Below are 21060 nucleotides of genomic sequence, written 5' to 3' on the forward strand. Positions count from 1 at the left end.
TATTCTCCCTTTATTTACGCTGTGCTAGCCGATGAAATACCGGATTGCTGTCGGCGGCGTTGCAACCAGAAAATACCACCAAGCAGCAAGAGAGCCGGAATGTATAAGAGCTCCTTCGTTGGCTGGCTTACCGGCACTAGAATAGTAAGTATCTGCTGATCAAATTCAAGGCCAGCGGCTTGTGCAGGACTGTCAAACATCGCATTATCAACGAGGACCTTGGTATCTTCAATCAGGATCTCAAGGCCGTATGCTTCAAGTCTTTCCTCACCTGTCGCTTGATCGCCAATAGGCATTACGGCTGTAAAAACCAGCTCATCACCAACATCGTCCATTCCCTGGACTATAAATCGCAGTTCCGACCCTACAGGTGAATTTTGGACAGCCTCAACTATTCCGGCTGGATCCGCTTTCTCAAACGGAGGAGAGATAATATCCATCCAGAAACCCGGTCGGAACAAGGTAAAAGCGATCAGGATGAGCACTATCGACTCCCATACCCTCGACTTGGTCATAAAATAGCCCTGTGTTCCCGCCGTAAATAACAGTATGGCCGCAGTCGCAACGACAAAGACAACAAATCCCTGTATCGGTGTTACATCAATCAACAGCAAATCTGTGTTGAAGATGAACAAGAACGGTAAAATCGCTGTTCGAAGTGAGTAGAAGAAGGCCACAAAACCTGTTCGGATTGGGTCACCGCCTGAAACTGCCGCAGCCGCGAATGACGCAAGGCCAACCGGCGGAGTAACATCGGCCATAATTCCAAAATAGAATACAAACAGATGAACCGCAATAAGAGGAACTATAAGCCCGCTCTGTTGTCCCAGACTCACGATCACAGGAGCCAAAAGCGACGAGACGACGATATAGTTGGCTGTTGTTGGCAACCCCATCCCAAGAATAAGGCTTAAAACCGCTGTAAATATCAGGATCAGAAGAATCTGCCCCTGGGACAGAAATTCTACAAGTTCCGCGAGAACCAGCCCGACACCGGTCTGTGAAACCGTACCGACGATAATTCCTGCCGACGCGGTTGCTATACCAATCCCGATCATATTACGGGCGCCCGCAATCATGCCTTCAATAAATTCGTCAAAGCCACGCCTAAATGTCCCCGAAGATGCTTCTTTTCGGAATAACGCAAACAGGCGCCGCTGCGTAAGAAGGATAAAAATCATCAACGCAACAGCCCAGAAAGCGGAAAGTTCAGGTGACAAGCGTTCAATCATCAGACACCAGATCAGAACACCAACCGGCAGAACAAAGTGCAACCCGACCATAACGGTCGGCCCTGGTTCCGGAAGTGCGGTAATCGGGGCATTCGGGTCATCGACGACGAGATCGGGATACCTGGCGCAAATTGATACCAGATAAACATAGACAAGCAGTACCGCTGCACCGGCAATCCAAGGCGTAAGGGTCGGCCCGACGAGCTGCCGCAATAGATCTACGGCAAAGAAAATGGCAAAGCTCGCGATCACTATATTGCAGAGGATCAGCGCCCCTTTAGAGAGAATCTTTGCTTTCGTCCCCTCTTCCGCTTTCTCGACAGCCACTTTGAAGATACCAACCTGAAGTAAAATCAGGATCAGGATTGCAATGAGTCGGTTGAGCGAGTTGTCCAGCAGATTAAACAATTCCGACAGATAATAAATACCACCCCCCAGAATGAGGATAGTCGCAAGGGTAATGCCAAACGACAACAACGCCAGCTTCATCGGCTTGACGTCACCCCCCCTATCCAGCCCCTGCATATTTAGCTTCATAGCTTCCAGATGCACGATATAGACGAGGGCGATATAAGAGATGATAGCAGGCACGAAAGCGTGTTTCACGACCTCGAAATAACTGATATCGACATACTCAACCATCAGGAAGGCCGCGGCGCCCATCACAGGCGGCATAATCTGGCCATTTACGGAAGACGCCACTTCCACAGCACCCGCCTTCTCTGAACTAAATCCAACACGCTTCATCATCGGGATGGTGAAGGTGCCGGTAGTGACCACATTGGCAATAGAAGAACCGGATATCAACCCTGTCATACCAGAGGCGACGACAGCCGCCTTTGCAGGACCACCCCGCATATGCCCCATGAGGGAAAAGGCGACCTTAATGAAGTAGTTTCCTGCACCTGCCTTATCGAGCAACGCGCCAAACAACACAAAAAGAAACACGAGACCTGTTGAAACACCGAGAGCAATGCCGAAAACACCTTCTGAAGAAAGCCACTGATGATCCGCAACCGCCCCGAAACTAGCGCCTTTCCAGGCAAGAATCCCAGGCGCATAGGGACCCAGGAAGGTATATCCAAGAAACACCATGGCAACGATCATCAAAGGCGGGCCAAGCGCCCGTCTGGTTGCCTCCAATAGAACGACAACGCCAACACAGGCAACGATGATATCCACCATATTCGGATTTCCGGGCCGGTCAGAAAGACGGGAACCCAACAGACTATCCGCGATAGAGCTATCGAAAAAGACGAGATACATCGTCGTGGCAATACCGAGAATACCAAGCAACCAATCGACAGCGGGCACATGATCCCGAGGGGATTTTTTGAATGCAGGATAGGCCAGAAATGCCAGGATCAAGGAGAAAGCCAAATGGATAGGGCGGGCCTCCTTGCCTGAAAAAACACCCCAACTCAGAATATAGGGAATTGGCGAGGCGATCCATACTTGCCATACCGACCAAACCAGTGCCAGTGCAGCAATAAGCAGAGCAATATTTCGGTTGGAAGGATTGCGGCCCCCTACATCCGTCGAAGCAACCAGATCCTCAAGCTCTTCAGCGCTGAGCGGCTTTTGTTCGTTGTTGCTGCCCATAGAAAGCGTCCCCCTCTTCCACTACATAATCTTCGCCCAGTTAGGTCATATACGTCACAATAGCAAAAAAATGGCAGGCGGAAAATAACTTCCCGCCTGCCCGTATGGCCTTACATCCAGCCTTGTTCCTTGTAATATCGAACAGCCCCTTCATGCAAAGGAGCCGACAGATTATTCGTAATCATTGCCTTTGTGTCCAGATTTGCAAACGCAGGATGCATTTTCTTGAACCGTTCAATGTCATCAAAAACCGCCTTCACAATCTGATAGACCACTTCCGGATCGGTCCTCGTTGAAGAAACGAATGTTGCCCCCACACCAAATGTTTCGACATCTTCATCCGTACCATTATACATTCCGCCAGGAATTGTTGCCATTGCATAAAATGCGTTATCCGCAACCAGCTTTTTGATGACGTCATTATTGACATTCACAAGCACTGCATCGCAAGAGGTGGTGGCCTCCTTGATGGATCCGTTAGGATGACCAACTGTAAAGACGATTGCATCTACCTTGTTATCGCAAAGAGCGGCAGCCTGTTCGGAGGATTTCAGCTCAGACGCCAGAGCAAAATCGTCCATCGCCCAGCCCATTTTCTCCATAACGACTTCCATAGTGCCGCGCTGACCCGAACCAGGGTTGCCGACATTGACCCGCTTCCCTTTCAGATCTTCAAAAGTCTTGATGCCGGAGTCCTTGCGAGCCAGCACTGTAAAGGGTTCAGGGTGAACCGAGAATACAGCGCGCAGCTCTTCGAACTTACCATCCGGAAACTGCTTAGGAGCCGTGCCGTTATAGGCGTGATACTGCCAGTCAGACTGGGCAACCCCCATGTCCAGATCCCCTGCACGAATGCCATTGATGTTTTTTACGGAGCCCCCTGTTGTATGGGTACATTTAATATCATGATCCGCGGCCCCGCGATTAACCAGCTTACATATTGCGCCACCAACCTGATAGTAAACGCCGGTCTGCCCGCCAGTTCCGATAGTAATAAATGTTTCTGCACTCGCTGGCGCAGCCGATAGGCCAAGCCCGCCGATGGCAGTAACCGCCACCGCCGCTACGGCAAAAAACTTTCTCATTATATTCCTCCTTCACTTGTAAAAAATGCTGCTAGCAATTTCTTAATCTCCCCTAGCAACGAATTATGCCAATTTCGAAAAACAATCCCAAAGTCGGCCTTTCCTCTCAATTCCTAGCGCAAAGCGCCAAAAAATAAAATTCAGCCTTGAAGAAAATTTACCCTCATATCTTACCAAAAGCCTGCATCACGGGACGTAATTTTTAAAAACTAACGCCATATTGCTCTCAAAGCAAACTCTCAAAATTCCTTCCATGGCAAGAACGCCTGCTGCTGACGGATGAGCAACTCACGCTAAACGGTTGCCTCCCCTACAATCTTATCAATCACCGTTCCGAGCTTATTAACGATTTCCTCGATATGCCATTCTTCTACTATAAAGGGTGGCGCCAGCAGAATATGATCACCGCGCCGCCCATCTATTGTTCCTCCCATTGGATAGCACATAAGCCCAGCAGCCATCGCCGCGCTCTTAATTCTCGCATGTATTTTTAGGCTGGGATCCAGAGGTTCCTTTGTCATGCGATCAGCAACGAGTTCCACGCCCTGAAAAAGACCACGACCCCTTATATCGCCCACAAATGGATTATTTCCAAGCCGCGCGGTCAAGGCCTCCGCTAACAGTGCGCCACGACGACGAACATTGGATAGCAGGTCATTTTCTTCAATATATTGCTGTACGGCGAGCGCCGCCGCGCAACTGACCGGATGCCCCATATAGGTATGTCCATGCTGAAAAAAGCCCGATCCATTAACGATCGCTGCGAAAATTTCCTGTGAAACAAGCATTGCACCAATTGGCTGATACCCTGCTCCCAGCCCTTTTGCCGTCACCAGAATATCCGGCGCGACATCCTCCTGCTCAATGGCAAAAAGACTGCCGGTCCGACCCATGCCGCACATCACCTCATCGGCAATAAACAGGATACCATATTGGTCACAAATCTCCCTTATGCGTTTAAAGTAGCCCTCAACAGCGGGTACGGCTCCCATTGTTGCTCCAACAACCGGCTCACAGATAAAGGCGCAAATATTCTCTGGTCCGGCCTCAATTAATGCCGTTTCAAGCTCCCCTGCGACCCGTTGACCAAAATCCCATTCTGTTTCGCCCGTTGGCTTTTCGCGGTATTCATAACAGGGGGAAATGAGGGGAACCGACATCAGTAAAGGCGCATAGGGTTCCCGGCGCCATTGATTTCCACCTGCCGCCAGCGCTCCAATGGTATTACCGTGATAACTTTGCCGCCGCGATATAAAGCGGGTCCGGCTTGCCTCGCCTTTTTCCAGAAAATATTGCCGGGCCAGTTTCAATGCCGCCTCCACGGCTTCCGACCCTCCCGACACGAAATAAACATGATCCAGATCACCTGGAGCCCGTTCGATCAAAAAATCTGCCAAATCCTCCATGGGCTGATTTGTAAAAAATCCGCTGTGAGCGAATGATATCTGGTCAATCTGCTGTTTCATGGCATTAGCGACATAGGCGTTACTATGCCCCAAACAGGAAACAGCCGCACCACCGCTGGCGTCCAGATACTGCTTCCCGGCGGCATCATAGATGTAAGGCCCCTCTCCTCTTGCCGCCACGGGAAGTTCTACCTGCGGATTTCGATGGAAAACATGTGTCACCGGGCATCTCCATTTATCCAATAGGTGTTATTGTCACGGAGAAGCGCCTCTGACGCCTGCAACTTAATAACAGCCTCCTCGCCGAGCTTGCTCACAATCGCGGCAACCAGGGCCTGAACGATAGCCATTGCGCCAACCAAAGAACGGTAAAATGACGGGCTTGTGTTCGCTGCAAGAAAAAGATGATCCGCGCCAATCGCCAGAGGGGATACGACACTATCGGTAATAGAAGTCAGCTGTGCTCCCACGGATTGAGCCGCCTTGGCCGCCCTTACCGTTTCATTCGTATAGGGATCAAAGGCTATGACAAGGACCGCATCTCGCTCAGATATACGTGCGATTTCCTCTCCATACAAACCTGCCTGACCTTGAATCAAGCGGGCGTTGGGAAAGAAAACTCGAGTTGCATAATGGAAGTAAAAAGCTATCGGGAAACATTTCCTGAGGCCTATAATATTAACTGTTTCCGCGTTGATGAATGTTTCCGCTGCGGCCATGATGGCGCTATCTTCGATAGGGTCAAAGGTTTGTTCAATATTACGCCTGTCTGCGGCTGATATCTCCTGCAAGAGCCCTGATCCAGCCGTAAAAACCTCGCGCGCTTGTAATTGTCGAGCTCGCGCTGCATAGGAACCACTCGGCGCGGCAATCCGGTCGCGAAATCTGTCGCGAAAATCATTAAAGGTATTAAATCCCAAACGCTTTGCCAGACGTAACATTGTTGGCGGCAGAACATCAGCCTGAGCCGCCACTTCACGCATGGAGTGAAAAGCGATGCGATCCGGGCGGTCAAGAGCAAATCGCGCTGCCAACCGCAGCTGCGGACTCAATTGGTCATATTCATTTTCAATGACCTTAAGTATATCCTGTCTGTCTGTCATAGGTGTCGCCTACTTTTAAAACGCCCCCCTGAAGAAACGGCTATTACCGTCCCAGTCTATTAGACTATCCATGGACATAGGCTTCTGCAACAATTGAATCAAAATAATCCAATCAGATCATTTTGTGGCGCCAGCGCCTTACCTCCATAGCAGCCTCAATTATAGACGAGCCTATAGCGTTGGAATTGAGACAGAAGGATTATCAATAATTACTGTTTCTAATTTAGATTTTTCTAACCTATAGTGGTATGGGGGCCTGATTATATTCAATAACCAAAAGATGCGCATATAACTTTTTAGTTCTACGAAAGCGCGTTCTTTCATATTGCTGACTCAGGCTCCTCTGTGTCAAAGAGGAGGGCAAAATATGACGACAACATTGGTTATTGGCTTAGATGGCCATGAATCGGGTGAACGAGTACTTGACTACGGCAAACGAATGGCCGGGCTTATACAAGACAGCGAACTCCTGATTGTTTATATCGTCGAATGGTCACCATACTCATTTCAAACCCCTGAAGAAAATGCCGAACGCCATAAGCGGCGCGAACAAGAAATCTCCACCGCTTTTGAGCGCGTTGTTAATCCAGCAGTTGAAAAGCTGGAAAAGGCGGGGATCAAGGCCAAAGGCATCGTTCGGCATGGACATGTTGCGGATATCCTGAACTCGGTCGCCAAGGAACAAAATGCCGAACAAATCATCGTCGGCCGATCCTCCGGGCGAGGCCTGGCAGGACGCATCTTTGGAAGTTCAACATCTAATCTGGTCATGAATGCTGCAGTACCAGTTACCGTGATTGGTTGAGGGGGAGGAGATGATGAGAAAGTTTTTATTTACGATGCTGTTATTAGTCGCAGCTAATGGCTGGATTGACAGTGCTCTTGCGCAGGAGGCGCAAACAATCGATCAACAAGTCAATGAAATTTTTGCAAATATTACCGGCCCTTTTGTGAGCCTGATTTTTGCACCAATACCCGGCACAAGCTTTCCGTGGATAGTTATGTGGCTTGTTATTGCGGCTTCGGTATTCACTATTTATTTCGGATTTGTCCAATTCAGATTTTTTGGACATGCAATCAGTCTGGTAAAGGGTGACTATTCCGATCCGAACGATGCCGGCGAGGTCAGCCACTTTCAGGCTCTCGCAACAGCGCTTTCCGGCACGGTTGGACTCGGAAATATTGCCGGTGTTGCCGTCGCTGTCGGGATTGGCGGCCCAGGAGCAACCTTCTGGATGATCTTGGCAGGCTTGCTTGGAATGGCATCAAAATTCACGGAATGCACACTTGGCGTTAAATACCGTAATGAGTATGAAGATGGCACTGTCTCCGGCGGACCAATGTACTATTTATCCAAGGGATTTAAAGAACGCGGAATACCCGGCGGCAAAGTTATGGCCATAGTATTTTCAATTTTCTGCATACTTGGTGCGCTTGGTGGCGGAAACATGTTCCAGGCAAATCAGGCGCACGCTCAAATTTCCGGAATCGTCGGCAACTATCCGGGGTGGATTACAGGGATTGTCTTTGCTGCTGTTGTCTTCGCCGTCATCGTCGGTGGTTTAAAATCAATTGCGCGCGTTACAGAGAAAGTCGTCCCGTTCATGGGTATCTTGTATGTAACGGCCGCAATCATCATTATATTGATCAATTACGATAAGATCGGCTGGGCGTTTGGCCAGATTTTTGAAGGCGCGTTCACTGGCCTTGGCGTTGCCGGCGGCTTTGTCGGTGCATTGATACAGGGCTTCAAGCGGGCCGCGTTTTCCAACGAAGCGGGTGTTGGGTCAGCCGCAATTGCGCATTCGGCCGTTCGGACAAAAGAGCCAATCACCGAGGGGTTCGTTTCCTTACTGGAACCATTTATCGATACGGTCGTAATTTGCACAATGACCGCTTTGGTTATTACGATTTCAGGCCAATTGATAGTTGATCCTGCGACCGGCCTATATATGACCGATGGTTCAATGATTTCGACGATAGACGGCAATACGGGCGTTGAATTGACATCAGCCGCCTTTGGATCAGCGATTAGCTGGTTCCCGTATGTCCTGGCCATCGCTGTGATCTTGTTCGCTTTTTCGACAATGCTTTCATGGTCTTACTATGGCCTGAAAAGCTGGACATATCTGTTCGGCGAAGGAAAATCTAAGGAACTGGTCTTCAAGATCATTTTTTGCATCTTTGTCGTTATCGGTGCTGCCGCTAATCTCGGGCCGGTGATAGATTTTTCTGACGCCGCGATTTTTGCAATGGCCGTTGTGAATATCATCGGATTGTACTTCCTAATGGGATTAGTCAAAAAGGAATTCAATTCCTATAGTGAGCGACTTGAATCAGGAGAAATCAGAAAATTTAAGAACTAGGCATGAGAAGGAGGCGGCGTATCAGGCGCCTCCTTTTTTTGGCCAATCCCAAAAAAAACCTACGGCATTCTCGCGAAACTCCCTGGCTAGGGCTCACATAGCAACTAGAATACTGGAAACAGCTTTTTCAAGGCTGGGTAGGGCAAAGCACGAATATTTATTCCGTTTTCAAAAGATAACTTTTCACATTTTTCGAGGCCGAGATCTTGCAGCCATTTTAGCACATCGGACTGCTCCACCCCCAAATGTAAGGCTCCGAAATTAGTAAGCAGGCCCCTCAACCGTGCAACATAATGCTCTTTAGCTCAAAGCAACCCATTAGTTTTCCCTTATGCTGGATGCCCGGGCCTTAATCTGGCTATCAACTGGCTCGACAAGAACCGGGCAAGAAGGATAACATTGATCCTGAAACCAAATAATAAGAAGAGTTAGAGCATGACCAAAATACTTAACGAAACTGAAGTGATCGACAGAATTTTCTCACATATAGACGCAAAAACAACCGATGTAGGTGATCGTGTCTGGCGGGAACCTGTCGAAAATTATCGCTCGGAGGAACGCTTCAATGCGGAAATCGAATTACTCCGTCGCCTGCCGGTGCCCTTCTGCCCCTCTGCGGCGTTGCCCGAAAAAGGATCATTCATCGCACGAACTGCCGCCCTCACACCGATAGTGGCCGTCCGCGGGGATGATGGCGTGGTGCGCGCCTTCCGCAACAGCTGCCGACATCGCGGTATGGCAGTTGCGAATGGGACTGGCTGTGCGCGCGCTTTCGTATGTCCTTATCATTCATGGACCTATGGCCTGGACGGAAACCTCAAGCATATTCCCGGGCAGGAAGGGTTTCCCGGTATAGATATGACAGAGCATGGGCTGGTGCCCGTCACCGCGGAGGAGCGCGGCGGCATTGTCTTCGTAACCCAGGATGCGCCAATTTCCAACGGTGCGTTGGACGCACTGCCTGAGATTATTGACCCTAGGCAGGACATGTTCGATCACGGGGAATATACGGATGAAACCAACTGGAAGCTGATGGCCGAGACATCCATGGAAGGGTATCACATCAAGAGCCTTCATAACCGTACATTTTACCCCTATGGCCTGGACAACATAAATGTTGTCGAGACGTTCGGCCCAAACTCCCGAATCATATTCCCCTTCCGCCGGATCAATAAACTACGGGACGTGCCACGCGAGAAGCGGCGCATTAATGGTATGACGACAGATGTTTTTCAGCTGTTCCCCAATACCCATCTATCGGTTCTCTCCAGCCATTCGATCCTCATCGTGCTGGAGCCGGTTTCACCGACTGAGACCCGAACAATCATTTACAGATTGCGCAACCTCGATCCTGACGGAGAGCTTGTTGATCTGGCGATCGCAAAACGCGACGCCGGTTTTGTCAAGGAATCGGGAATTGAAGAAGATCGCGAGGCTGCCCGCTATATCAACACAGGACTAGAATCCAAAGCCAACAGCCACTTCACCTTTGGCCATTACGAAAAGGCTATCGTCCATTTTCACGAAACCCTGGACGACCATCTTGCAAAAGCAACAAGCGCGAATGATTGAATAGATCACAGACACTAAGGGTAATTCATCGAGATCCATTGTGAATTGCCGTAACCAATAGCTTTGCGATAGTTGAAAACCAGAATATCGAATAGGAAAAGAGATCAACGGCGGCTAACGCTCTGGCTGGAATGCCAGTGGTTAGCCCCTTGGTTGCATCGAGCTTGCTCAAGCGGCAAGTTGCCTTCACGCTAAACATAAATATACATCAAAATAATTAATATTATTTCACAAATATTAATTCGACAGGTCATTTTATTTCTTAATTTATTTAAATTCAGGAAAATAAAATGAGATATTTATTACGATACCTGCCTTCTATTACATCTTTTAGACATGATCGACATCGAGACTCCCGAAACGATAACTTTTCAACTTTCAACCAAATTATACGTAAAAATTACCTTGATCACCGACAAATCAAGAGTCTTTTCAATTTCGGCATTATCGAGACAATGTTACGCCAACAAGCCGATAGTGATCCTATTTTAATTAACAATCTTAAATCGACTGATTATTTTACACCTATGCTAACATATTCGGCTTTTTTAAAGTCGTATATCGATTCTAATACTTCAGGTCATTTAATCAGTATCGGCGGCGGCCCTCGTGGTACGATGCAATTCAATGCTGAGGTGGATTTTCTAAAAGAACATAAAAAAGACTTCGATGAATTAAGTTCTCTTGGCGCCCATTATAATATGCTAACGACAGTTATCGAAAGACAGGGACCAGAATCGATCGCTGGTGGTGTAGCCTGGACTGAAAGCTTCGGCGCAGCCATGATGAATACTGGAGCCGAGGGAGAAATCACGTCCCGCCTGATAAAATACATAGAGAAAAATCAGGATTCCATCGAAAAGGAACTGAAGGAAAACCCGGTCGCCTTCGCAACATTCAAACGAGCCAGACGAGCAGATCGCATTTTTCAAGCCCCTCTCAATCGCGCATTAGTGACCCGCAGAATAATAGGCAGGGAACTCTTGGAGCATTTCAATGACCAGGTGGAGACGGCAAATAATCTCGACATTGGATATGCGGTTCAAATCTTATCTGACACCACGGTCAAGGGAATAGATATCTCCACCCCCTTGAAACCTATTGTCGTTTTCGACGAAGACGGTCGGATAAACGGAATGTCGGCCGATATCGTACGTATGAATATTGGCACCATCACCCATTGTGCGACAGAAGATGAGGAAGTTCAAAAACTTACATATTGGGGGCCAATGTTTGGTTCACCTAGAGTCGAGAACTCTCAAGAAAGTAAGTCAGACCCTACGTTCGCGCCCACGGACCAGACACCGGAAAGAAATACCGGACTGGAAACGAACAAACAAAACCAGGGTGTAACTGCCTTCCTGAAAGAAAAGGGCCTGACCGATGAAAATAATAAACTAAAAAGCAATGCAACCCTGCTTGTGGGTGGATCAGGGCTATCCCTTTATGATCAGCTTCTAGCGCTTCAGGATAGCATGGGGCTTTTTGAAACTGTTGATGAAAGTGAATGGGATAGCCATCCACTCGGCTATAAAGTAAGTGAGGCAGCAATAGAAAAATATGTAAGAAACCGGAAGGGTGACATCCCCCCCATTGTCGTTATCAGCAGAAACCCGGGCAAATGGATTGCCCCACGCCACTCACACGGACCGTGGTGGAGGCAGACACTTGGTGATGAAGAGACTCCAAGCCGTCCATTGGCTGGCAGTTCGAAAGTCCAACATGCGCTGTTTCTACATGGCGACGGCGGTCATGTATTTGACACCTGGAAAACAATTATGGATGGGGCTATTGCTGCTTATTGCGGCGTTCACCCAAGAGATCTTCAAACCAAGAAGGATACCTATTCCTTATTGCAAGAACAGTATGAGCGGAATATCCAGCGCGCGAGGAAGATTAATGACTATAGCGACGATTTATCCGCGACAAGAACATTAGAAGGTGCCTCCCGTCAGGCATATCTGGCGGGCATCCTTGGGTTTGGCATGGAATTGGGGCCCGGACCCGTGTTGAAAGATGAAGACTCACTCGCAGAAATGGCGCCGCTGACGGCATATGGTCGACTTGGATATTTGATGCACCGGGCACAATTTAGAGCTATCAGCAACCCTGCCACATTTCAACCGACCGAAAAACATGCCCGCCTACAGAGAAAAATGCTGAACAATGCGGGCGAAATGATGAACCACGTAACGTCTTCGCCGATAGAGGTTCACTCATTGATACAGATGTTAATTGCCGCAAAACTCGCTGTGTATCTCCCCGTCGATTATAGGAACATAAAGAACAAGAATAGCAAACTCGTGATTGAAGGTTCTGCCATAGATAAGATCAAAAAAGCCCCTTACCTCGACCGGGTAGGCGGCGCCGATACTTTGAAAGGCCGACAATTCGATGCCTTTATTGTATCCGCAATCTTTTATGGAAAGCCGGATGTTATCCCCATAGCCGATGTACAGCTGAGCGAAATGAGCAATGTAAAAGTCAACGTAGGGTCCAAACCCCTGACCTTTAAAAACATACAATCCATGTTTCAGGATACAATCGAGCCCAGCGAAGCACCACCTAGCGGGCATAAAGCCATGGTTGCAGAAATTGAAAAGCGAACTATCGCAGCATCCAGTAAGCTGGGAACTCAGCTCGCTAAAATCGAAAGTCAAAAAGATAGTATCTTTAATATATTTATCCCAAATAGTGGCTTTTCAGTTTACCCCCACAGACGACTGGCCATGAAGGTTGATGGTCAAACAAAGCTCACATCAATTGAGCTCAATGCGCTTCTGGGCAAAGGGGTCAGTTTGGGAGATGCCGTTCAGTATACCGGAGATACTACGTTTGATCCTGTCTCCAAAGCGCTTAGAATGAAGGCAGACATCTTTGCAACCGATGTAAACAATCGGGAATCCATTACAAATCTTGTCAAATCCCAAGCCTACTACCGTTTTGCGTTAGAGCATTTAAGGGCAGCTAAAATCGAGAACCCGCAAGCAGAGCTGGACAGGTTTTACGCGATCCAGAATTTAAACTCACACAGTCTTGTCGACATCATAGAGATTGGAAGCGAGATAAAAATCGATCCTGCCCAGCTGGAATATAATGAAGAGGTTAGAAAATTCGAGCCATACTACAATGTAGGACGTTTAGGTGCAGCATACATCTCCGCGATCACGGAAATTACCGAAGGAGATGCAGAGCAATATCTTTCACTTTATATCGCCGGACGAGAAATATTTCAGGACATGTCGGTAAGTTTTGATAATTTTGAGGAAACAATCAGCAGCAAAGCTTTGCCGAAGGATGTGAACCCCGCAATAATCCGCCATATGAAGGAAACCCTTGGGGAAAGCTACGACTTTGCGCCACGAAAGGCATCTGACTACTTTAGCGCGTTTGTTGATTATCCCGAACATATCCATAAGTTAGCCTATCAATGGGCTGAAAAAGTAGCGAAGAAAAAGCTACGAAGTGATCAAGGCAGGCCCAGCAATTCTTTTGACTTTCCCGACCCAGAAGACCTCATGGATAGGGGACTAGATTTATTTTAACCCGCAATAAATTGCACTCCTTATTCAGACCACATTTCCTTTTTTTGTGCCTGAATGCCAGAAAAAAAGCCCGGAAGAGATACATAATCTCCTCCGGGCAAATAAGGTACCGCATCAAACTACAATGGGAAAAGTCGCTGCGTTACCAAACAAGAAAGATGGAGAAACCGCTGGCCTTAATCTGGACAGAGAACCGGGAATGGCAGCTACACTGTCAAATATGCCTCATGTAATATCCCCGGATTTTCGTTCAGTTCCTTTGGATATCCGGAGAAAACTATTCTCCCTCGGTTCAGAACATACGAATAATCTGAAATTCCGAGTGCCAAATGAGTAAATTGCTCTATGAGCAAAATGCCGATACCCCTTTCTCTCAATTTCACCAATACATTCATCAATCTCTCGATGATAATGGGAGCCAGCCCTAGAGACATCTCATCGACCAGTAAAATTTTGGGTTGGCAAACCATCGCTTGAGCCAGAGCAACCATTTGCTGCTGACCCCCTGAGAGCATACCGGCCCTTTGATTTTCAAGGCGTCGGATTTCAGGAAAGACTGCGTAGGCTCCCTCAACAGCATCGGCCAACTCTTTCCTGCTATGCATGGACCCGGCGGCTTGGAGATTGTCATGCACAGTCAATTTTGAGAGGACTTGGTGTCCCTCCGGAACAGCTGCCACCCCCAAAGCCCTTATCTTTTCAGGCCGTTTATCAGCCAGACTTGTCCCACCAATACTAACGGAACCTTCTGCAATTGCCATTTGCCCAGCGATCGCGAGAACTAATTCGCTCTTACCCGCGCCATTGGGTCCGAGTACCGAAACAATTTTTCCCGGTTCAACCGTCATCGAGATTTCCTCAAGAACCGTCCGTTCCGGCGTGAGTACGGTTAAATCTGAAATATCCAATACGCCTGCTTTCATCATGTACCTATTTCCGTCCCTAAATATGCAGCCTTGACATTTTCATCCTGTAAGACGGTTTCTGTCGGACCGTATGCAATGATTTCGCCAAAATCCAACACCATTGTTTTTGAGCAAACTGACCGGATCAGTTCAACATCATGATCAATCAGCAAAACCTGCGCGCCAAAATTGGCTTTGATATTGCCGATTACATAGCGAAGTCTGTCGACCTCGCATTCGGACAACCCACCTCCCGGTTCATCAAGGAGTACGATCCTGGGGGAGGCTACAAGGCATCTTGCAAGTTCCGTCATCCGACGTTGGCACGGATTGAGCATTGCTGCCGGCACGTTCGCCATATCTACCAACCCAACATATTCCAGCACCCTGTTAAGTGCGGCGGATTTTCTCATGCCTATGCTGGCAGAGGTATCAAGGGATACCCAAATATTATCCGCAACCGACAGATTATCTGCCGTTTGTACTTTCTGAAAGGAACGTGCAAGACCCCAACGCGCCCTTCTATGCGGGGCCAGCGAGAGCAGGTCTACCCCTTCGACATCAATGGCTCCGCTATCGGGAAGAACGAATCCGGACAAAACATTGATCAGGGTTGTTTTTCCGGCCCCGTTCGGGCCAATGACGCCGACGATATCATCCTGGATATCGACTGTAATGTTATCAAGCGCCACAACGCCGCCGAAATGTACGGTCAAATCAGAAATCTTGATCATTTGTTCTGGCGCCCCCAGGCCTGGAATAGAGTAGAGATCTGACCGGCAATTCCGTTGGGAGCGGTCATGATCGCGTGGAGCAATGCGGCGCCAAAAATAACGAGGGAAAGATCCGCATCGATCCCGATGTTGTTAAAGATTGCAGGGAGGACTCTGTATAGGAACCCAGCGATGACCGCTCCCATCCAATGCCCCACGCCGCCCACAATTGCAAGGGCGAACAACAAGATCGACTCCCCCGCAGGAAAGGATTTGGCATCGAGAATTTTCAAGGCGCCCGCGAGAAGTCCTCCCGCAGTCCCGGCTAAAAACCCGGATAGGGTGAAGCACCAGAGTTTGTAGAATGTCACATTCACACCGGCTGCCATGGCATTTGCTTCTGATTTTCTTATCATCGCCCATGCCCGCCCGGGCCGGCTAAATTTATGTGCCGCTGCTAACATGATGCCGAAAACCACAATAACAATTGAGTATCTCAGGTAGGCTGTATCACTCTCTGCGATCACCGGGCGTCGCATCTCACCGGGAGATTGCAAGGCAACTCCGAAAAAACCACTCCCACCATTCGGAAATTGAATTGCGGAGAGAATAATCTGGAAACCGCCTGCAATCATCAGGGTGATAAGGGCAAGATATAGCCCTTTCATACGTATGGCCGGCAGGGCAAGAACCATTCCAATAAAGGCGGTTATCACTGCGCTAATCAGCAAATTCACCTCGAAAGGAAAATCGGCTGCGTAGTTCAACCGCAGCATGATCCACCCTCCCGCACCGACTAAAGCGACCTGAGAGAGATTAACGAGACCAAGATGAGAATAAAGTAGCGATACCCCATAGGCGGCGAGTGTGAAAATAGCCGCAGACGTCAGCACTTTTACCCAGATAGAGTCAATAATAAGAGGAAGAACTAGAATACAGATCGCCACAAAACCAAATGTGGCGTACATCCGACTCTCTCTTCGAAGATGTAAGATCATACCTACTTAGTCCTCCGTTTGAAATACAAGCCGCTGCTTGCGCTGCATCCAGAGAATGACAAGAACAGCGACGACAAAGGGCACCAAGGACCTGAAAGGGGCCGCTGTTTTTACGAGCGTGAGCATCGCCTCCGCAACGCCGATTGACAGTCCGCCAATGAAGGTAAGAAAGAGAGATTCAAGGCGACCGCAAATAGCGGCAGCGATTGCCGGAATGACCATGAAAGTGATGATTGTCGGGTCCAGACGCACCAAATCTCCAAACATCATCCCCGTAAACCCTGCTAACGCGCCGGAAAGTGCCCAGGCGATCGTTTCAACACGCAAAATCGGTATTCCAATCAAGGCGGAATGGGCGCGATTATTTGCGAGCGCCCGCATGAGCAATCCTGTCTTGGTTTTTTCCAGATAGAGTATCATCCCAAGGGCGATCAACAGGCTTGCGCCGAACGCGATAACACGCGTTACCGTGATCCGAACCTCCATCAGGCGAAACCCGATCTTGTCTGTTGGCAGAACCAGCTTGCGCGCAGCATCATCCCAAATGAAGCTGATCAACCCGAGGATAATTAGCGCAAAACCGAGCGTTGCGACCGCCTTTACGACAGGTTCCCTCCATGCCAATCCCGAGGCAAAGAAGCGGCCAAAGAATACGGATAAAGCCACGCCGGTCAGTATAGACATCAGCCATGACACTGGTCCCGCAAATCCCCAGTCAATGAATTGCCAGCAAATCATCGCGCTTGCCGCTGCGATTGCGCCATACGCGAAGTTCAGGAACCCTGTGGCGCGGCGCAGGACGACAAGACCGATACCCCCAAGGGCATAAAGCGAGCCTACAGCAAGGCCGGAGATCAAAAATAGAGCATATATTTTCATGACAAATGGCCTTCAGAAAATGATAGAATGCCGTTCCCGGAACTTAATCAAAAACGGCATTTCAAGCAGTCTGATTACTGGATAAGCCTCAACTGACGTTCTTGCTCACGAATAGGCTCCAGATAGCTTGAGTCAATGTCGTAGCAATCCCTGACAACCTTGAACTCATTCTCCGAATAGACGACCATGCGACCTGCATGATTGGGCATATGCCGATCAAAATCGCCAACATAGTATGGCCCACACAGCAAATCGGACGTTAAACCGGATATCCCCTTAATCGCCTTTGTTACGTTCGTGCGATTAATCTCGGCAGAATCCATTTTGAGCAGCGTTTCAACAAAAAACTTTGCGGATAAGTACCCGGACTGGGAGAAGGTATCGCGTCTGTCCTCCTTCTCGCCGTATTTATCCATAACGGCTATCCAGTTTTGATTGTCCGGCCCATCTGAATTGAACGGCCCCAGTTCGATATTCACATAAAGCTTGTTGTCCCAGTAATCCCCGAGCGCCGCGGGAATAGTCGGGTCGTATAGCGGGGTCGGAGAAATCCATTTAAAAGTATCTCCGCCGTCCTGTTCTTCAGCCACTTTTAAAATCCCGAGAGCCGGGCCAGCCGGCAGCATCAGCATGATCGTATCCACACCTTCCGCCAGCGCCTGCAGATAAACAGAATTCAAATCAACCGCAGACGGATCCATTAATAAGGCAGTCGATTTTTTGCCGACAGACTCCATGTACTTTCCGGCCCAGTCACAGGCCCATCCCCCATTGTTGGGAATGTTGAACCCAATACAGGCGGCATGTTCCGTCCCGAGTTCTTCCACTGCAAACTTCAATGCGCCAATGCCTGACGGGAGCGGTCCCTGGTTGCTCGAAACAATGTTGGAATTCTCATAACAATCCGAAATCGCGCAAGCAGATGCCATTGCCATGACATCTTCGTCCTTATAGAGCTTCGCATTAACCGCCATGGATACAACTGAGCCATTGCCGACAAGTGCCACGACGCCATCATCTTTTACGAGCTTGGTAGCCACTTGTGCTGCCAGTTCCGGATTCCATTGATCATTTTCAACGATATACTTGATCGGGCGACCATTGATCCCGCCGTTATCATTCACGCAATGAAAATACGCGGCGGCGGCATCAGTTCCTCCGGAAAAATCGCCAGGAGGTGCATTGCCATTGATACCCCCAACAACAATTGGCTCGCCGGTTGCTTTCTCGCCGGTATTTAAACCGCATTCCGGTTCAGCAGCCTTCGCTTCCTCTGAGTAGCTTATAAATCCCATGGCCAGCATCAGTGCCAGCCCCATATACCGCATAAACATTATCCATCCTTCCTGTTTCGTTAAAACTTTGCCTGATGCCATTTCTATGCTGGCATTCCCTGCAATGTTTGATTGTTGGGTATTCTTTCTGGTGCAGGCTCCTCAGCTACGCACCCCGCTTAAAAGTCCTGTCCCCGACGCGCAGTTTACGTATTCCGCAATTTGGCTGACTGCCGGTAACACAGAAACTTCATGCCAGTAACGCGACCGCATTTTTGGTCCGTATCTTGGCGCAAACTCCATAAAGGCATTAAAAATCGCGAGATGAGTCGGGTGGAATTCCGCCCACTGTTCAAGGTCCTTCAAAGACCGGAAATACGCCAAGCCATAGGTATGGTCTCGGCTTTCGCCCCCTTCATCGAGAAGCGACATATATCGGCAATCTATGCAATTGACTTCTTCAAGCCCGTTATCCCGGAGAAAGTTCATTCCGGCCCTAAGCACTGGTTCAATATCCGAATAATATTCCTCTCTCTCGATCCCGGCTGCCTTGGTGAGGTCCTGACCCGACCTAATAACTGCCAGGTTCTGATTTGGACGGACGACAATGCGATTTGGTCCCTCTTCCACCACCTCTATATCTCCGGCAGGCTCCAGTACGTCAGTCGCGGACTCCTCAATCCTATCTCGCATACTCCCCCAATAGGCGTGCCTCAGAATCGGGTCACTAACACTATGGCGGGCGTGACCGATACCAACAATGTGATCAGGGCCGGAATGCAAGGTTTCAAAGCGTTTCAATGGAATATTAAAGAATTCGCGAAAAACACCGTAATCTAGGCCTTCCATACTATGCCGCGCCCAAAAGGCCCTGAAGACAGGCGTCTCAAAAAATTTGGCCATTGCGTCCGGCTTCAACCAGTAACAGGTCACTACAAGCTGACTATGGCCTGTGCCATCCATTTCGCACTCTGACAAATCCACATGATCGGCCTTGCCGATCTTGCGCAAGAGAAGATCGAGACCCGCCACGACCTCATAAAGCCTGTCCCGGTCTGAGCGGCTGAACTGACAGCCGATCACCGCCATGGAGATTTCGTTTGTCCCTGAGCCAAACTCTGAACTGAATGCCGGGACCGGCGGTTCCCATCCCGGAGGCATCCGAAGCGGATAGGTCCGCTCACTTCCTCCAGATAGATTATTCTGCCGCATGCTCAATCTCCATTGTAGCCGCGTCGGCATCCTGCGTATCTTCGCGGACCGCCAGCTTTTCTCCCTCATCAAAATTCATGACAACAGGGTTAGGACGCGAATTGAACATCAGGCGCAGCACGTCCGGCCGTGAATAGTGACCAACGGGATCCGCCGCCGATTTCGCATAGGCAATCATTCCAAGGTCAATTTCCGCGATCAGTAGCCCTTCTTCATTCTCGGCGAGTGGTTCGGCAAGCGGCGACCCATCGGGGCCGTAAATTCTGGCATGACCACCGCCCGCTTTCAGGAACTCTCTCTTATCCGGAGAATCGCAGAGAAGCTCGACCATAGCCGGCGAAACCGTGGCACATGACGCAACAACGAAACATTGCCCTTCCGCCGCATACATTTGGCTGGCGGAAGAATTCAACTCCGGTCCCAATGCGTATGCGACGCCGTTGTAAAGGCTGAAACTCGGCCAGGATGCAACATGTATTTGCTCATTCTGTGAATACATGGCGTACTTGGTAAGCGGCTGCAGATGTTCCCAACAACAAAGGGCGCCGACACGGCCTATGTCTGTATCGCTGACAATGAGATGGCTTCCGTCACTTTCGCCAAATACAGTCCTTTCCACATGAGTTGGTTTCAGTTTTCGGCGGCGGGAAACGATTTCACCATCGGGCCCGTAATGCCATTGGCCCATGTAAAGACTGCCACCGTCCTTCTCAGACACACCGATAACAACATGAATGTTGTTACGACGGGCTGCCTCAGCCAGCGCGTTATCATGGTTACTGCCTACCTGGATGGAATTTTCATGATATCGTCCCACAAACTGCATTCCCCAGGCCGGAGCGCCGAGCCAAATCCACCATGGATAGCCGGGCAGCCAGGTTTCAGGAAAGGCAATAAGCCTTACCCCCTCTGCTCCCGCCTGATCGATGAGCGAGATCGCTTTAGCGACGGACTTATCCAGATCCAGATACTCAGGAGCGGCCTGTACGGCCGCGACTTTGAAAGGTTGGTGTGACATAGTTGGAACCTTCTCCCTGTTAGTTAATTTGGCTTCCGATTGTTTGAAATTAAAATACGATTCAGACTTACGGACTTATCCGTATGGGCGGGAAATATTGTTATTTTGGGCAAAATTTAGTATTTTATGTTTTTATTATGTATATTACCC

General features: G+C 49.1%; 15 protein-coding genes. 4 read left to right on the forward strand and 11 right to left on the reverse strand.

Annotation, left to right across the window (positions count from 1 at the left end; all coding sequences use genetic code 11):
• Positions 1 to 14: 14 nt before the first annotated feature.
• The 4 genes from GQE98_RS13330 to GQE98_RS13345 form a co-directional block, all read right to left on the reverse strand.
• Positions 15 to 2834: a TRAP transporter permease gene (locus tag GQE98_RS13330; protein ID WP_161316103.1), complete on the reverse strand. Its 2820-nt coding sequence runs from the start codon at positions 2832 to 2834 to the stop codon at positions 15 to 17.
• 110 nt (positions 2835 to 2944) lie between these two features.
• Positions 2945 to 3919, reverse strand: coding sequence for a TAXI family TRAP transporter solute-binding subunit (locus GQE98_RS13335; protein WP_161316104.1), 975 nt, complete (start codon positions 3917 to 3919; stop codon positions 2945 to 2947).
• Positions 3920 to 4212: 293 nt separating this feature from the next.
• Positions 4213 to 5547, reverse strand: coding sequence for an aspartate aminotransferase family protein (locus GQE98_RS13340; RefSeq protein ID WP_161316105.1), 1335 nt, complete (start codon positions 5545 to 5547; stop codon positions 4213 to 4215).
• Positions 5544 to 6428, reverse strand: coding sequence for a MurR/RpiR family transcriptional regulator (locus tag GQE98_RS13345; RefSeq protein ID WP_161316106.1), 885 nt, complete (start codon positions 6426 to 6428; stop codon positions 5544 to 5546). The genes GQE98_RS13340 and GQE98_RS13345 overlap by 4 nt, the downstream gene beginning before the upstream one ends.
• Before the next feature lie 367 nt (positions 6429 to 6795).
• On the opposite strand from GQE98_RS13345, the gene GQE98_RS13350 reads away from it, so the two are divergent.
• The 4 genes from GQE98_RS13350 to GQE98_RS13365 all read left to right on the forward strand — a co-directional run bounded on the left by GQE98_RS13350 (position 6796) and on the right by GQE98_RS13365 (position 13911).
• Positions 6796 to 7233: a universal stress protein gene (locus GQE98_RS13350; protein WP_161316107.1), complete on the forward strand. Its 438-nt coding sequence runs from the start codon at positions 6796 to 6798 to the stop codon at positions 7231 to 7233.
• Positions 7234 to 7267: 34 nt separating this feature from the next.
• Positions 7268 to 8794, forward strand: coding sequence for an alanine/glycine:cation symporter family protein (locus tag GQE98_RS13355; RefSeq protein WP_343044219.1), 1527 nt, complete (start codon positions 7268 to 7270; stop codon positions 8792 to 8794).
• A 435-nt stretch (positions 8795 to 9229) separates the two neighbouring features.
• Complete coding sequence (locus GQE98_RS13360) at positions 9230 to 10366, forward strand: aromatic ring-hydroxylating oxygenase subunit alpha (protein ID WP_161316109.1); 1137 nt, start codon at positions 9230 to 9232, stop codon at positions 10364 to 10366.
• Positions 10367 to 10656: 290 nt separating this feature from the next.
• Positions 10657 to 13911, forward strand: coding sequence for a hypothetical protein (locus GQE98_RS13365; RefSeq protein WP_161316110.1), 3255 nt, complete (start codon positions 10657 to 10659; stop codon positions 13909 to 13911).
• Positions 13912 to 14117: 206 nt separating this feature from the next.
• On the opposite strand, the gene GQE98_RS13370 is transcribed toward GQE98_RS13365, so the two are convergent.
• From GQE98_RS13370 to GQE98_RS13400, 7 genes are all read right to left on the reverse strand, one after another.
• Entirely contained in the window at positions 14118 to 14837 is a 720-nt protein-coding gene (locus GQE98_RS13370) for an ABC transporter ATP-binding protein (protein WP_202526283.1), read from the reverse strand.
• A complete protein-coding gene (locus tag GQE98_RS13375; protein ID WP_161316111.1) occupies positions 14834 to 15550 on the reverse strand; it encodes an ABC transporter ATP-binding protein in 717 nt (238 codons plus the stop codon). The genes GQE98_RS13370 and GQE98_RS13375 overlap by 4 nt, the downstream gene beginning before the upstream one ends.
• Entirely contained in the window at positions 15547 to 16497 is a 951-nt protein-coding gene (locus tag GQE98_RS13380) for a branched-chain amino acid ABC transporter permease (protein ID WP_161316112.1), read from the reverse strand. Before GQE98_RS13380 ends, GQE98_RS13375 begins: the two co-directional genes overlap by 4 nt.
• Before the next feature lie 36 nt (positions 16498 to 16533).
• Positions 16534 to 17406, reverse strand: coding sequence for a branched-chain amino acid ABC transporter permease (locus tag GQE98_RS13385; RefSeq protein WP_161316113.1), 873 nt, complete (start codon positions 17404 to 17406; stop codon positions 16534 to 16536).
• 74 nt (positions 17407 to 17480) lie between these two features.
• Positions 17481 to 18740, reverse strand: coding sequence for an ABC transporter substrate-binding protein (locus GQE98_RS13390; protein WP_161316114.1), 1260 nt, complete (start codon positions 18738 to 18740; stop codon positions 17481 to 17483).
• A gap of 102 nt (positions 18741 to 18842) precedes the next feature.
• Positions 18843 to 19892 (reverse strand): phenylacetaldoxime dehydratase family protein, encoded by a 1050-nt coding sequence (locus GQE98_RS13395; RefSeq protein WP_161316115.1) that lies wholly within the window; start codon positions 19890 to 19892, stop codon positions 18843 to 18845.
• Complete coding sequence (locus GQE98_RS13400) at positions 19879 to 20910, reverse strand: carbon-nitrogen hydrolase family protein (RefSeq protein ID WP_161316116.1); 1032 nt, start codon at positions 20908 to 20910, stop codon at positions 19879 to 19881. Before GQE98_RS13400 ends, GQE98_RS13395 begins: the two co-directional genes overlap by 14 nt.
• Between the last annotated feature and the right edge of the window lie 150 nt (positions 20911 to 21060).

Source organism: Sneathiella litorea, from assembly GCF_009882915.1.
GTDB classification, from domain to species: domain Bacteria; phylum Pseudomonadota; class Alphaproteobacteria; order Sneathiellales; family Sneathiellaceae; genus Sneathiella; species Sneathiella litorea.